The sequence below is a fragment of the Microcoleus sp. A2-C3 genome (genome assembly GCF_036706065.1).
Lineage (GTDB): Bacteria > Cyanobacteriota > Cyanobacteriia > Cyanobacteriales > Microcoleaceae > Microcoleus.
This window is the reverse complement of record NZ_JAUBVX010000016.1, coordinates 67,102-80,806: the sequence shown is the minus strand read 5'-3', so window position 1 is coordinate 80,806 and position 13,705 is coordinate 67,102. Positions and strand designations below refer to the sequence as shown.

Genomic DNA, 13,705 nt, shown 5'->3' with positions numbered 1-13,705 from the left:
TTAGCATGGGGCCGAGAAACCGGGTTTTTCGCAAAAATACTTTGTTACTACCGACAGATTAGATAAAAAACCCGGTTTCTTTGTCGGAGTCGGTAAGTTCTGTTATGGGAAATTTGCGCCATGTTTTATGCTGCTTCATTTCTAGCTATTGCTGTTTCAATTTCTTCTGGGTAAGCATCAGCATAAGCCCAAGCATTGACTAAATCTGCTGCACTCAAATGGGGAAAGTCTTGCAAAATTCGCCCATCATTTGCACCCAGATGGCGATAATTTACTAACGACCAAACGGGTATGCGAGTATTGCCAACACAAGCATCACCGCCGCCGCACACGCCAGGAGTTTTTTTAATGCCTAGCGAACTATTGCTTACTGTTTGAAGTAAAAATTCTATAGCTGCTGCTTTGTCTGCTGAATTTAAAGATGCTAAATTGACTTTTAATTCGGTTATTGTCACAGTTAACACCTCGTTTTTATAGGAAGGTCTGTTTAATATTTTAGCTCGCAACTTTCTTCATGTCTAGCTATTTATTAGCTCGATTATAGCGCTTGAATCAGTACGATCGCCGGTTTCGCTGCCACATCTCGGCAATACTGATTCCTTACCCGTAGCTGCGACTTGAAAAAAATGGTATTATTGTATTAATGTGCGATCGGGAAAATCATACACCGCTATTGTAGAAATTATTCGCAGGAATTACGCACTCAAACCAAAGAAACCGGGTTTTTCAGGGAATCTGTGGCTGTGTACGAAGTATTTCGCAAAAAACCCGGTTTCTGGCTTCTCATTCAATTATTCCCTTTCTCCTTAACAGGGAGGTAAATATCGTGAAAACGCGCTATTATTTCCTAATTTTTACCATTATTGGATTGTCCTTAACAAGCTGCGGACAACCGAAGTTATTTCAAGAAGTCGATCGCACATTTAAAAAGAGTAATGCGATCGAACAACACAATTTTAACTTGCAAGCGGACGATCGAACGGTCGATCGAACTAACAACATCCAAGCAAGTCCGAAGAGTGGGAAGTTCGATCGAACTACCAACTCACCGGAAGAAAGTGCGATCGTGTTAGGAATTTTCGGGTTTTGTTTGATGTGTTATTTATTAGTTTGGAAGTTTCGCGGGAGGGAAGAAGCTAACAGGATGCTGAGAAGAATCAGAAGAGTAAAATGAGAATAGATACTTGCTAAACCTCATTTTTTCTTAGTGCGGTTGCGTTTTCTCGATTCAGCCGCCGTATTTTTTGCTTTTTTTTGCTTTTCTTTACTTGCCTTAGAGTCATTGACAGCACTAACACTTATCGGTTGGCTGGAAAATCCCGATGTATCGGAGTTTTTAGCTGCCATTATAGGAGCAATGCTAGCATTATATATCTCCTGAAATTGTGTGAGACCTTCCCCCGTACTCATATCAAACCCTGCTTGATGACCGAGCGTTACAAAGGATTTGGCAAATCCAAATTTAGAGGAATCTTCCATAATCTCCTTAAATTCCGACTCGATATCCCGCAGGTATTTGATAATTGAAGTGGCATTTCGCAGTTTAAATTCTCGCTTCAAAAATTGCCATAACGCCAATAATTCTGGGATAGCATTTTCACCTTCTTCCGGCGAAAGCAAACTCACTTTCCTGGGAAACAACTCTTCGACTACAGTTTCCACATCTTCCACTTTCATGCGAGGCAGCGTAAAACCTTCATAGCCGAAACCGTAATAAATGAACTGCGAGATCCAAAATCCAACGTCTGGATAAGCTTTACAGTATTCTTCTCCTTCGGGAGAATTGACAAATAGCTCGATTAGCGTTTCCTGATAATCTTCCAGGAGCGGTTCTGCTTCGTCATAATCTAGGCCGTCTAGTTGGCGGATGTTAAAAGGTTGATCTGACATAGTTGAAAATTTTTTAATTTAATTGACCTTAGCTCTAAGGTTAGTACAATTTTTGCCGATCTATTAATTCTTTAGGATTTTATTATATTTAAAAATCTCTGTTCGCAGGTATATTTGACTAGCACCGATCGCCCGTGACTATTTAAACCAAGCTAGCATGGCATAGGGCGATCGCCCTTTCATCATCCCTCTACAAAATATTCTCATAATAACGTTGAATCCTATCAGCAAAAACCGGAACTTCCTCCCTCAACCTGACAAGTAATTCATCAACCGTCAGCGGTGGATTTTTCAAATCCTCAGCTTGCTGCGAGACCAAATTAGCCATCAAATCCGGCGCAACCTCATAAAGTCGATTCAGAAAAACATCAGGGTGCAGCGCCACAATACCCCAAGAATTGAGAGACTCTGGAGGAAAATCTCTGAGGTTAGACGTAACAATAACTTGAGCTTTCGCAATTACCGCAGCCGCCGCGACATGGCGATCGCCCGGATCGTTAGTCATCTGCAGAATCAAATCCTCCGGGACTTCTACCATTGCATTTGGAAAAGCTTCCTTAAGTGCAGCCTCAAAACGCGCCGCCTTCTGACTCGTCATCCTTCCAGTATTAACAAGATTGCGAGTTGCACCAGCTAAAATTTCTTGCGACCAATATAGATCATACAGCCCATCTTCGGCAGCGCGAAATAGCGTGTCGCGCAAGTACATAGGAAAAATTACGCAGGAATCCAAGACAACAGGATAGGGAGTCAGCCTGCTAGCTGTATACTCTACTCTCATTGAGTTCCTCTTCTTGGCTCAACTCAGCTAATTCTCTCAAAATCTCTCGACGTTTCACAGTGCGCTGCTTTTTATATGCCATTAAATCTGCTAAACAAATCCGCCGTTCAGATCCTACCTTCACATACTTAATCGAGCCTTCTGTTAATAATTTCATCAAAAATGGTTGCGATACATTCAGCAAAATAGCAGCTTCTTCAACTGTCATATCTTGCTCGATCGGCACTAAAGACACGGCTCTACCAGCCACCATTAAATGTGCAGCTTGACGCAGCAATTGATAGAGCGATTCAGGAAGTGCGATCGCCTCAGAGCCAACTTGCACAAGTTTTACTTTTAATGTCTCAGAATCACCATTTTCTATCTCGTTCTCTAGCACTTGATCTAACAATTTGATAGCTATGGTTTCTTCTTCTGTCGGTAAAACCGGATCTAGGAGTATTTTTTGCCTGTTCATGGAAATGTTTCCTGAATTGGTTTAATGCTATTATAGTATATAGAATAGTCCTGGAGATGGGGGCCCAGAAACCGGGTTTTTTAGGAAAATACTTCGTTGCTACCGACAGATTAGGTAAAAACCCGGTTTCTTCGTCGGAGTGCGTAATTCCTGTAGAGATGCGATATATAGCCTTTCTTACAAAGGTGAGGTACGAATTTCGATCTGAAAAGCTTGGTAATATAGGGTTTTGGCATACCTCATCTATCTGAGAACCGCTATAATATCAAGTAAAACAATAATTGTTTGAGCTTGGCAGTCCGCCACTTCAAATTATGAAGTCAACACAACAGTTTACAGCAATCATTGAACGAGAAGGCGACGGATATGTATCCCTTTGCCCAGAACTTGATATTGCCAGCCAAGGTGACAATATAGAAGAAGCCCGACGGAATCTCATCGAGGCGCTAGAACTATTTTTTGAGACAGCAGATCCTTCTGAAGTAAAGAATCGGCTGCATACAGAATTTTTCGTGACTCGTGTAGAGGTGAGCCTTGAGTAAACTGCGGGTTCTATCAGCGGCTCAAGTTTGTCAGATTTTAGAACAATATGAGTTTGTTCAAGTGCGCCAGCGCGGCAGTCATATTATCATGCAGCAGCGACTACCTGATACAACTGTAACGGTTCCTGTACCAAATTATTCAGAAATCAAAATTGGTACTTTGCAGTCTATTATTCGGCAGTCAGGATTACCTCGATATCTTTTTGAAGTGAACGAGTAGATAAGACTCGGCGATTGAAATCGCGACTACAGAAACAAAGTCGGCCTCCGCCGACTGAAGAGTATTGATATCAAAACAAAATCCAAACAAAAACCCGGTTTCTTCTAGAAACCGGGTTTAATCATCCGCGTTAATCCGCGTTCATCTGCGATCGCAAAATCCTACAACTGCTTCACTTCAGCAACCAACTTCGCAACTACATCCTTAGCGCTACCAAACAACATCATCGTCTTATCCTTATAAAACAACTCATTGTCAACACCCGAAAAACCAGCACTCATCCCGCGCTTAATCACGATCGTATGCTTAGCCCTATCAACCTCCAAAATCGGCATCCCGTAAATCGGGCTCGCCGTATCGTGGCGCGCCGCCGGATTCACCACATCATTCGCCCCGATTACCAAAGCAACATCGGTTTCGTCAAATTGCGGGTTGATATCGTCCATATCATACAACTGTGGATAAGGCACGTTTGCTTCCGCCAACAACACATTCATGTGCCCCGGCATCCGCCCAGCCACCGGGTGAATCGCGTATTTCACGTCAACACCCATTTTTTCCAAACCGTCGGCTAACTCGCGTACCGCGTGCTGGGCTTGCGCTACAGCCATCCCGTAACCAGGAATAATTACCACCGATCGCGCATAGCCTAACATCATCGCACTTTCTTCGAGATTGATGCTGCGAACAGTTTTGTCGATCGCCCCACCAGCAACAGCCCCAGCAGCCGCACTACCGCCACCGCTACCAAACGCGCCAAACAATACGCTAGAGATCGATCGATTCATCGCCTTACACATGATCTGCGTCAAAATGATTCCCGACGCGCCCACAAGTGCCCCAGCAATAATCAGCATATTGTTCATCAAAATGAACCCAGCCACACTCGCCGCAATCCCCGAATAGGAGTTAAGCAGCGACACCACAACCGGCATATCACCACCGCCAATCGGCAGCACAAACATGATACCCAGGATATTGGAAATCGCCACCAAACCTAAGAATACCGGCACATCCTCCGGGTGAAACACCATATAACCGCTGCCGGCTAAAAGTGCGATCGCCAGCATCGCATTAAACGGCTGTTGAAACGGAAACGAAATCGGAGCACCCGGTAGCAATTCTTGCAGTTTTGCAAACGCCACAAGGCTACCAGTAAACGTAATTCCGCCGATTAACACGCCCAAAAGGATCGTAATCGTCGTATCGGGCGCAGGCGATTGCGAGATGCTGAGATAGCGCCAGAATTCGCCCACAGCAACAAGTGCAGAAGCCGCGCCCCCGAAACCGTTAAGCAAACCCACCATCTGCGGCATATCCGTCATTGCAACGGTTTTCGCCATAATTGTTCCCACAATGGAACCGATGATGATGCCGACAGCAATCAATTCGTAGCTGATAACTTGCCTTTCGAGTAAAGTACCGACGATCGCAATAAACATCCCGATCGCAGCTAACACGTTTCCTTGACGCGCAGTAGCCGGAGAACCCAATTGTTTCAAACCGACGATAAATAAAGATGCAGCCACTAGATAGCCTAGCTGAATGCCACTGGGCAGAAAATCGCTCACGCTTTAACCTCTTTTTTCTTGAACATTTGCAGCATTCGATCGGTTACTAGGAAACCGGCGACAACGTTAATTGTGGCAAGGGCGATCGCGATCGTCCCCAAAATCGAAGTAACAGTCACATTTCCCTGGCCCGAAATCAGAATTGCGCCTAAAACTGCAATTCCCGAAATCGCATTCGATCCCGACATCAAAGGTGTGTGCAGCGTCGGAGGGACTTTGTTAATTACTTCAAATCCCACAAACGACGCTAGAGTAAACACTACTAAACCTGCAATCAATCCTTCTGCCATAACAATTGGTAATTGGTAATTTGGTAATTGGTGTCAATTTAACGCTAAAGTCCTTTTTATCTCTCGTTTCTTGCCTAGTCTCGATCCCCCTAAATCCCCCTTAAAAAGGGGGACTTTGAATGCTTCTTGTCCCCCCCTTCTTAAGGGGGGCTAGGGGGGATCTGGGCCTGGTCGCCAAACAACAGTCTCTGACCACATTTGACGTGTTTGTTGACACCAATGGGTAATCAGTAATGACTCGTTGTAGAGCATTGTAACGAGAGAGGACTTCAGTCCTTACTACAAACCTGTTAACTGACTACGGATGCTTGAGCAGCCAAAGCATCTCGCACGCGCTGGTTGCTAATTTCGCCATCGCGGGCGACACAAGAACCAGCAATGATATCATCTTCAAAATTCAAATTGAGTTCCTGATCTTTCAGCATCAACTGAACTAAAGCCGAGATATTCTTCGAGTAAGTTTCGCTAGCGTGTACCGGCATCGACGAGGGCACATTAATCGGCCCGATGACATTAACGCCGTTCCATTCAACATCTTTCCCCGCTTCAGAACATTCGCAATTGCCGCCTTGTTCGGCCGCGAGGTCAACAATTACCGATCCGGGCTTCATTTGAGAAACCATTTCTCTAGTAACTAAAATAGGTGCTTTTCTGCCAGGAACTTGAGCAGTTGTAATCACTACATCGGAAGCGCTGACGTGTTGAGTCAGGACTTGGCGGGTGTATTCTTTGGCGGCTTCTGATAACTCTTTTGCGTAACCACCGGCGGCGACTGTTTCTTCCTTGAGTTCGACATCAACGAATTTAGCACCCAAGCTTTGTACTTGTTCTTTGGTTTCCGGGCGGATGTCAAAGGCTTCGACAACTGCACCCAAACGGCGCGCTGTGGCGATCGCCTGCAAGCCCGCAACGCCCACACCCATTACCAATATTTTCGCGGGGCGAATTGTACCCGCCGCCGTTGTCAGCATCGGGAAATATTTTGGCAATGCACAGGCTGCGATCAGTACGGCTTTGTAACCCGCGACGTTGGCTTGGGATGACAGTGCATCCATGCTTTGGGCGCGGCTGGTGCGGGGGATCATTTCCATGCTGAATGCCGTTACTTGGCGATCGGCCAACCGCTGCACTAAAGCCGGATTTCCCAAGGGATTCAAAAATCCGATGAAAACGCCTCCTTCGCGAAGTTGATGAACTTCAGATTCTTGGAGCTCCCCGATTTTGACGACGACATCGGCTTCGCCCCACAGCGTAGCGGTATCACCGACAACACGAGCTCCGGCTTCTTCGTAAGCAAGATCCGAGAAAAAGGATTTTTCCCCGGCACCGGCCTCAACCCAAACTTCCACGCCCTGTTTGACTAATCGGGCTACAGCGTCGGGTACTAAGGCTACCCGGCGTTCCTCTGCTTGGACTTCTTTGGCGATCGCTAATTTCATTAACTCTCCTTTACTCTAGACATAGACAGGGCGGTTGAAACCGCACGCATACATGGCGGTTGAAACCGCGCCTGGACGAGACAGGGCGGTTGAAACCGCCAGAAAGTCAGACAAAACCTGCCGACGCAGGTTGAAATTCAAATTTCCCAGTCCGCGGAGGCGGACATCGTTTGTGTAGGCGCGATTTCAATCGCTGGCTGTTTTTCCCAGTCCGCGGTTGAAATCGCTTCTGGCTTCTCACGTTGATAGTAAAGCCGATCGCCAAAAATACACTCGCTTCTTTAACTTGTCTTATAGATTCAAATTCGCTAAATTGTTAAATTTGCAGCCGAGCATGATAAAATAAAACGCTGCCTAATTCTGTAGTTTGAATGTCAGTTGTCAGTATTACACAAAAAAAATTGATTGAACTCGGGCGATCGCACTCATGAAATTGCCAAAACAGTCGCTATATTAAAGGCATTCATTGCAAATTGCCCGCAGTAAATATTTAAGGTTCCATTGTAATTTTGGTCAGAGGAGCGATTATGAGACGATTATTTTCAGCACTAGCAGTTACAGGTTTTTTGCTGACAGGCTTACCCGCCATCAGTTTAGCCCAGTCGATGCCCGGATTCACGATTTTCGGCGGTCCCGAACGCGCCAACCAATTAAACTATCGCTTGGATTACGGCAAAGCCGGGATGAATGGCGACAGATACCGGCTGCGAATTCCTTCCAAAAAAGTAAGTTTGGCGATCGCCCAACTCAACATCACTTATCCAGACTATTACAAAGGCGAATTCGACCAAAAAGACATTAAAGTGCGCGTCAAAGACAAAACAATAGAATTGCAAGAAGTAATCTGGGACAAAGAAAATCGATTCATAGAAATTTATCCCGCAGAACCAATTCCAGCAGGTAGCAACGTTGAAGTTGTGCTCTCCAACGTCCGAAACCCAAGTCCGGGCGGAATGTACAATTTCAACCTCCGCATCCGCACCCCAGGGGACGTTCCATTGATGCGTTACCTGGGGACTTGGCTGTTAAGCATTGAGTGAGGAAAAGGGCACAAACCGAGTTTTTTGTCCAAAAATACGCGGTAACAGCCCGCAAATTCCCCAAAAAACCCGGTTTCTGAGCAACCCGCGATCGGCCAGAAACCGGGTTTTTTGTCGAAAAATAGGCGGTAACAGCCCGCAAATTCCCCAAAAAACCCGGTTTCTGTGATGGGAGTGCATAAATCCTGAATACTCAAATCTCCACAAATACGTCAAAAGTATTATTTTTGGGCGATCGGACTCCAAAATCAACGAGCATCCTCTATACCTTAAGAAGGAGCCCACAACACAGTTAAATTCCCCATTCGATTGGGGGATGCGAGGGCGAGGGAGACTCCGCTATAAACAATAAATACAAAGGTTTTTAGGCGCTTGTGAAAATCAATAGCCCAGAGGCGCTACCTACAAAATGTTTACCAATCAAATAGGATTGATCGATCCGTACTGATACATGAATCTACAAGCAAAAATCAAATCCATAAAACTTCCTCCGGCCCTCAAATCTCGAAATTATCGCCTATTTTTTGCAGGACAAGGCATCTCACTCATTGGCAATTGGATGACGCAAGTCGCTACTATTTGGCTTGTCTACAATTTGAGTGATTCACCTTGGATGCTGGGCGTAGTGGGATTTACCAGTCAAATTCCCACATTAATTTTACTGCCTTTTGCAGGAGTTTTAATCGATCGCTGGAACCGGCACAGAGTCATAATTGCCACTCAAATATTAGCAATGGTTCAATCCTTAGCCCTAGCATTTTTAGCGCTAACAGGAGTCGTGAACATTTGGCAAATCCTAGTATTGAGTTTCTTTCAAGGGGCAATTAACGCCTTTGACGCACCCGCACGACAAGCTTTCGTGCCCGAGATCGTAGAAAAAAAAGAAGACTTAGCAAATGCGATCGCCCTCAACGCTTCCATGTTCAACGGAGCCAGATTGATCGGGCCAGCAATTGCAGGTTTGCTGATAGCTACAATCGGCTCTAGTTATTGTTTCCTGATTGACGGACTCAGCTACATCGCCGTAATTGCAGGCTTATTAGCGATGAAAATCAAGCCACGCCAAATTCCCGCAACTAATACAAAACCCTTACAAAGATTAAAAGAAGGATTCGTTTACGCCTTCGGCTTTCCGCCGATCAGAGCAATTCTCCTCTTATTATCATTAGTCAGCTTCGCCGGAATGTCACACACAGTATTAGTCCCAATTTTTGCCACAAAAATACTCCACGGCGACGCACAAACCCTCGGCTTTTTGATGGCAGCTTCTGGAGTCGGAGCATTTTCAGGCGCGATTTATTTAATTGGACGAAAAAGTATCATCGGTATCGGCAAATTAATTGCTATTTCCCCCGCCGTCATGGGATTCGGACTGATCGGTTTTGGTTTATCCCGAGTCTTGTGGCTGTCATTAATCATGATGTTATTCGTGGGGTGGGGTTTCATCATCCAATTTGCAGCCGGAAACACATTCTTGCAAACAATTGTAGAAGACGACAAACGCGGCAGAGTGATGAGCATCTACACAATGGCATTTTTTGGAGTCACACCATTTGGCAATTTAGTAGCCGGCGGATTAGCCAATTATATCGGCTCTCCCAACACAGTCATACTTGGCGGTATAATTTGTATTTTAGCAGCGGTAGTTTTTAGCAAACAGTTGCCCGCTTTAAAACACTTAGTCATACCAATTTATCAAAAAATGGGTTTAATTTCCTAAACAATTGATAAACCTCCCTCCTTCCTGAATCCCCTCTCCTTCTCTGCGCCCTCTGCGCCCTCTGCGGTTAAAACATCCAAATTAATTACACAAGATGCAAAACCAATGGCAAATACCAGTGCAATTCCCCAACAGCAAAGCGACGATCACGTTCCCTTAAAAACCTGGATCGGCGTCATGGCAACAATGATCGGCGCTTTCATGGCAGTTTTGGACATCCAAATCACCAACGCTTCTCTGAAAGATATCCAAGCAGCTTTAGGCGCAACTTTAGAAGAAGGTTCTTGGATTTCCACCTCTTATCTAGTCGCAGAAATAGTCGTAATTCCGCTGACGGGTTGGCTATCGCAGGTGTTTTCAGTCCGCCGCTACATCTTGGTAAATGCCGCTTTCTTTGTATTCTTTTCCATGTGCTGCGCTTGGGCGTGGGATTTGAATTCAATGATTGTTTTTCGAGCTTTGCAGGGGTTTACGGGCGGCATTTTAATTCCGATGGCTTTTACGTTTTTGCTAACAAATTTGCCGCCCAAAAAGCAACCAGTCGGCATGGCGATGTTTGCACTTACAGCTACTTTTGCACCATCCATCGGGCCGACATTGGGAGGTTGGCTGACGGAGAATTACGGCTGGCAATATGTCTTTTATTTAAATTTGGTTCCGGGGCTGCTGCTGCTAGCAGGTGTGTGGTATGCCGTCGTCCCGACGCCGATGCGGCTCGAACTGCTAAAAGGGGGCGACTGGTGGGGAATTGCCTCAATGGCGATCGGCCTGGGTTCCCTGCAAGTTGTGTTAGAAGAAGGCAGCCGCAAAGACTGGTTTAGTTCTGATTTGGTTTTGCGTTTAAGCATAATTTCTGCCATATTTCTCGGCGCTTTTTTCTGGATTGAACTAACTAGAAAAAAACCGTTTATTAACCTACGATTATTGACTCGCCGCAATTTCGCTTTAGCAACTGTTGTGAATGTTTCTTTGGGGGTGGGATTGTACGGTTCGGTGTTCATTTTGCCCCTGTATTTAGGTCAGATTCAGCAGTACAATGCCATGCAAATTGGCGAGGTGATTATGTGGGGCGGCGTGCCGCAGTTATTCCTCGTGCCGATGGTGCCGAAATTGATGCAGCGAATAGATACGCGGCTGATGATTGGCATCGGTGTGAGTTTGTTTGCGGTGAGTTGTTTTATGAATGCCAGCATGACTCACGAGACGGGCATCGATCAGTTGCGTTGGTCGCAATTAGTGCGAGCAATGGGACAGCCTTTAATTATGGTGCCGCTGTCAAGTATTGCCACGGCTGGTATGGCAAAACACGAGGCTGGTTCTGCTTCGGGTTTGTTTAATATGATGCGAAATCTGGGAGGTTCGATGGGGATTGCGGCCCTAGGAACTTTGGTGACGATGCGCGAGCAATTTCACTCGAATCGATTAGGGGAATCTGTTTCTTTGTACAATCAGGCAACGCAGGAGAGAATGAATCAAATGACTCAGTATTTTGTGAGTCGCGGTGCTGATGCAAGTGTGGCGCATAACCAAGCAATTCAGGCAATTGATGGTCTGGTTCGTCGGGAAGCTTATGTCATGGCTTTTAATGATTGTTTTTACTTTGTGGGAATTGCTTTGTTGTTAAGTGGGATTGCTATTTTGGGTTTTAAAAAGGTGAAACCGGGTGCTGGTGGTGGGGGCGGTCATTGAGTTTGTTTTACTTTTCACTGGATCTGATTCTGTAGGGTGCGCAATGCGCACCCTACTAAATACATGATGAAACAAACGATTTTTTGCATCGGTGCGCAGTGCACACCCTACAAATGTTCACCATTCTTGTTCTGCTTCTGCTTCTGCTTGGATTAAATTTTGCCGCAGTTGCACCCAATTTATTTGATGAGATGGGGAGTCTTCGAGGAGTTTTCCGCGCTGTAAATGCAGGACTCGCGTGCTAAATTGCTCTGCTAATTCTAATTGGTGATTGACCATTAAAATTGTGGTTTGATTGTTAGTTAGCTGTGTTAATACTTGCAAAATGTGGGCGGCTTTTCCGGCGTCTAGGGCGGATGTTGGTTCGTCTAAAAGCAAGATTTTGGGTTCCAAAATGATGCCACGGGCGATCGCCACTAACTGTTTTTGGCCTGTGGAAAGCTGCAATTCGGTGCGTGTGAGCCATTCTTGAGGTATGTGTAATTGTGCGATCGCCCCGCTAATTCTCTCAGCAATGTTTGATGGAGTCACGCCCCGCAACTTCAAAGGATAAGCCAACGCTTCCCGCACCGACATCCCCAAAAGCTTGGATTCCTGTAGAATCAGGGTGATTTGTCTGCGGAGTTCGATCGCCGGAATTTGCCGATATTCCGTATTTTCCAGATAAATCGAGCCGCTGGTGGGGCTGCTGAGTCGGTTTAACAACCGCAACAGCGTAGTTTTCCCAGCGCCTGAAGGGCCGACAATTGCGATGCGATCGCCCTTGTGCACATCAAACGAGATATTGTCCAATAAGTAGCTAGAGGCGATCGGTGTTTTCAAACTTACACCATCAACACGCAATTGAGGAATTGTTTCTGTATTATTTTGTGAATAATTAGGCATTGAATTAATTTAAAATCCCAAAAAGTTGCACATATTTCGATCCCCCTAAATCCCCCTTAAGAAGGGGGACTTTGAGCGGAATCTTGTCCCCCCCTTATTAAGGGGGGTTAGGGGGGATCGGAATTCTATGCAACGACCTATAAAATTGGTATGAGTCGAGGACGATCGCAACTAAATTCATCGGTGTATCCGTGTCGTTATCCTTTTCCTTTTCAAACCTTCACAGCTTTATCCAAAGGAAAACCCAGATGTTCGCGCTGTTCCAAATAAAGCTGAGCAACCCGGCGCGCCAAATTCCTAATCTTGGTAATGTAGCGAGTTCTTTCCGTCACCGAAATCACACCCCTAGCATCAAGCAAATTAAAAGTGTGAGAACATTTTAGCACATAATCTAAACTAGGCAAAACTAAGCCTTTTTGTGTTAATTGTTCAGCTTCTTGCTCGTACAATCCAAACAAAGTAAACAACAATTCAGGATTAGAAGCTTCAAAGTTATAAGTACACTGTTCTATTTCCCCTTGCAGGAAAACATCACCGTAAGTTATACCATCTTTCCACTGAATTTTGGTCATCGCATCAACTTCTTGGAGATACATGGCGAGGCGTTCTAGCCCGTAGGTAATCTCAATAGATACCGGGCGACAATCTATGCTACCGCACTGTTGAAAATAGGTAAATTGGGTAATTTCCATCCCGTCAAGCCAGACTTCCCAGCCCACACCCCAAGCTCCGAGGGTTGGCGATTCCCAGTTGTCTTCTACAAACCGAATGTCATGGTCTTCCGGGCGAATTCCTAATGCTCTCAGCGAGTCTAAATAAACTTCTTGAATGTTAGGAGGAGAAGGTTTAATCAGGACTTGATATTGATAGTAATGTTGGAAGCGGTTAGGATTTTCGCCATAACGTCCGTCAGTGGGGCGGCGACAGGGTTCGACGTAGGCTACAGACCAAGGTTCGGGGCCAATTGCTCTGAGAAAGGTGTGGGGATTCATGGTTCCTGCACCTTTTTCTGTGTCGTAGGATTGGGCGATCAGGCAGCCTCGATCGCTCCAGAATTTGTTTAAGGTGGCAATGATTGATTGAAAGTTCACTGGTTTAAATCTAGTTAGTAGGTGTCTAAACTTATTTAAGCATACTAGGAGTGGCGGATTTATGGCGATCGCTCCTACGTACAGTTTCCA

General features: G+C 45.5%; 15 protein-coding genes. 6 read left to right on the top strand and 9 right to left on the bottom strand.

Features of this window, described 5'->3' with window-relative positions; translation table 11 throughout:
- Nucleotides 1-125 precede the first annotated feature (125 nt).
- The gene (locus QUB66_RS11585; RefSeq protein ID WP_265234381.1) at nucleotides 126-455 is read right to left on the bottom strand and encodes a DUF433 domain-containing protein; all 330 of its coding nucleotides are present in this window, start codon (nucleotides 453-455) and stop codon (nucleotides 126-128) included.
- A 371-nt stretch (nucleotides 456-826) separates the two neighbouring features.
- On the opposite strand from QUB66_RS11585, the gene QUB66_RS11580 reads away from it, so the two are divergent.
- Nucleotides 827-1,174: a hypothetical protein gene (locus QUB66_RS11580; RefSeq protein ID WP_265234382.1), complete on the top strand. Its 348-nt coding sequence runs from the start codon at nucleotides 827-829 to the stop codon at nucleotides 1,172-1,174.
- Nucleotides 1,175-1,194: 20 nt separating this feature from the next.
- On the opposite strand, the gene QUB66_RS11575 is transcribed toward QUB66_RS11580, so the two are convergent.
- The 3 genes from QUB66_RS11575 to QUB66_RS11565 form a co-directional block, all read right to left on the bottom strand.
- Entirely contained in the window at nucleotides 1,195-1,890 is a 696-nt protein-coding gene (locus QUB66_RS11575; RefSeq protein WP_332967722.1) for a hypothetical protein, read from the bottom strand.
- Between the two features lie 190 nt (nucleotides 1,891-2,080).
- Nucleotides 2,081-2,671 (bottom strand): PIN domain-containing protein, encoded by a 591-nt coding sequence (locus tag QUB66_RS11570; protein WP_332967724.1) that lies wholly within the window; start codon nucleotides 2,669-2,671, stop codon nucleotides 2,081-2,083.
- Entirely contained in the window at nucleotides 2,649-3,128 is a 480-nt protein-coding gene (locus QUB66_RS11565; RefSeq protein ID WP_332967726.1) for an excisionase family DNA-binding protein, read from the bottom strand. Before QUB66_RS11565 ends, QUB66_RS11570 begins: the two co-directional genes overlap by 23 nt.
- 314 nt (nucleotides 3,129-3,442) lie before the next feature.
- Here QUB66_RS11565 and QUB66_RS11560 point away from each other — a divergent pair, with 314 nt between their 5' ends.
- A complete protein-coding gene (locus QUB66_RS11560; RefSeq protein ID WP_332967728.1) occupies nucleotides 3,443-3,670 on the top strand; it encodes a type II toxin-antitoxin system HicB family antitoxin in 228 nt (75 codons plus the stop codon).
- Complete coding sequence (locus QUB66_RS11555) at nucleotides 3,663-3,890, top strand: type II toxin-antitoxin system HicA family toxin (RefSeq protein WP_332967730.1); 228 nt, start codon at nucleotides 3,663-3,665, stop codon at nucleotides 3,888-3,890. Before QUB66_RS11560 ends, QUB66_RS11555 begins: the two co-directional genes overlap by 8 nt.
- 161 nt (nucleotides 3,891-4,051) lie before the next feature.
- Here the strand turns inward: QUB66_RS11555 and QUB66_RS11550 are convergent, their stop codons facing one another.
- The 3 genes from QUB66_RS11550 to QUB66_RS11540 all read right to left on the bottom strand — a co-directional run bounded on the left by QUB66_RS11550 (nucleotide 4,052) and on the right by QUB66_RS11540 (nucleotide 7,190).
- Nucleotides 4,052-5,461, bottom strand: coding sequence for an NAD(P)(+) transhydrogenase (Re/Si-specific) subunit beta (locus QUB66_RS11550; RefSeq protein ID WP_332967731.1), 1,410 nt, complete (start codon nucleotides 5,459-5,461; stop codon nucleotides 4,052-4,054).
- Complete coding sequence (locus QUB66_RS11545; RefSeq protein ID WP_106150865.1) at nucleotides 5,458-5,751, bottom strand: NAD(P) transhydrogenase subunit alpha; 294 nt, start codon at nucleotides 5,749-5,751, stop codon at nucleotides 5,458-5,460. The genes QUB66_RS11550 and QUB66_RS11545 overlap by 4 nt, the downstream gene beginning before the upstream one ends.
- A gap of 290 nt (nucleotides 5,752-6,041) precedes the next feature.
- Nucleotides 6,042-7,190 (bottom strand): Re/Si-specific NAD(P)(+) transhydrogenase subunit alpha, encoded by a 1,149-nt coding sequence (locus QUB66_RS11540; RefSeq protein WP_332967732.1) that lies wholly within the window; start codon nucleotides 7,188-7,190, stop codon nucleotides 6,042-6,044.
- A 527-nt stretch (nucleotides 7,191-7,717) separates the two neighbouring features.
- Here QUB66_RS11540 and QUB66_RS11535 point away from each other — a divergent pair.
- The 3 genes from QUB66_RS11535 to QUB66_RS11525 all read left to right on the top strand — a co-directional run bounded on the left by QUB66_RS11535 (nucleotide 7,718) and on the right by QUB66_RS11525 (nucleotide 11,639).
- A complete protein-coding gene (locus QUB66_RS11535; protein ID WP_265234389.1) occupies nucleotides 7,718-8,230 on the top strand; it encodes a DUF2808 domain-containing protein in 513 nt (170 codons plus the stop codon).
- A 451-nt stretch (nucleotides 8,231-8,681) separates the two neighbouring features.
- Nucleotides 8,682-9,950 carry an MFS transporter gene (locus tag QUB66_RS11530; RefSeq protein ID WP_332967734.1) on the top strand — a complete coding sequence of 423 codons (1,269 nt, stop codon included), beginning with the start codon at nucleotides 8,682-8,684 and terminating at the stop codon, nucleotides 9,948-9,950.
- Between the two features lie 105 nt (nucleotides 9,951-10,055).
- Nucleotides 10,056-11,639, top strand: coding sequence for an MDR family MFS transporter (locus tag QUB66_RS11525; RefSeq protein WP_332967736.1), 1,584 nt, complete (start codon nucleotides 10,056-10,058; stop codon nucleotides 11,637-11,639).
- Nucleotides 11,640-11,756: 117 nt separating this feature from the next.
- On the opposite strand, the gene QUB66_RS11520 is transcribed toward QUB66_RS11525, so the two are convergent.
- Nucleotides 11,757-12,524: an ABC transporter ATP-binding protein gene (locus QUB66_RS11520; protein WP_332967737.1), complete on the bottom strand. Its 768-nt coding sequence runs from the start codon at nucleotides 12,522-12,524 to the stop codon at nucleotides 11,757-11,759.
- A 212-nt stretch (nucleotides 12,525-12,736) separates the two neighbouring features.
- Nucleotides 12,737-13,615, bottom strand: coding sequence for a glycine--tRNA ligase subunit alpha (gene glyQ / locus QUB66_RS11515; protein WP_265234394.1), 879 nt, complete (start codon nucleotides 13,613-13,615; stop codon nucleotides 12,737-12,739).
- Nucleotides 13,616-13,705: the final 90 nt, after the last annotated feature.

Coding starts and splice junctions, on each gene's coding strand:
- QUB66_RS11575 (WP_332967722.1), bottom strand. CDS start 1,890: ATGTCAGATCAACCTTTTAACATCCGCCAACTAGACGGCCTAGATTAT.
- QUB66_RS11570 (WP_332967724.1), bottom strand. CDS start 2,671: ATGAGAGTAGAGTATACAGCTAGCAGGCTGACTCCCTATCCTGTTGTC.
- QUB66_RS11565 (WP_332967726.1), bottom strand. CDS start 3,128: ATGAACAGGCAAAAAATACTCCTAGATCCGGTTTTACCGACAGAAGAA.
- QUB66_RS11560 (WP_332967728.1), top strand. CDS start 3,443: ATGAAGTCAACACAACAGTTTACAGCAATCATTGAACGAGAAGGCGAC.
- QUB66_RS11545 (WP_106150865.1), bottom strand. CDS start 5,751: ATGGCAGAAGGATTGATTGCAGGTTTAGTAGTGTTTACTCTAGCGTCG.
- QUB66_RS11540 (WP_332967732.1), bottom strand. CDS start 7,190: ATGAAATTAGCGATCGCCAAAGAAGTCCAAGCAGAGGAACGCCGGGTA.
- QUB66_RS11535 (WP_265234389.1), top strand. CDS start 7,718: ATGAGACGATTATTTTCAGCACTAGCAGTTACAGGTTTTTTGCTGACA.
- QUB66_RS11530 (WP_332967734.1), top strand. CDS start 8,682: ATGAATCTACAAGCAAAAATCAAATCCATAAAACTTCCTCCGGCCCTC.
- QUB66_RS11525 (WP_332967736.1), top strand. CDS start 10,056: ATGGCAAATACCAGTGCAATTCCCCAACAGCAAAGCGACGATCACGTT.
- QUB66_RS11520 (WP_332967737.1), bottom strand. CDS start 12,524: ATGCCTAATTATTCACAAAATAATACAGAAACAATTCCTCAATTGCGT.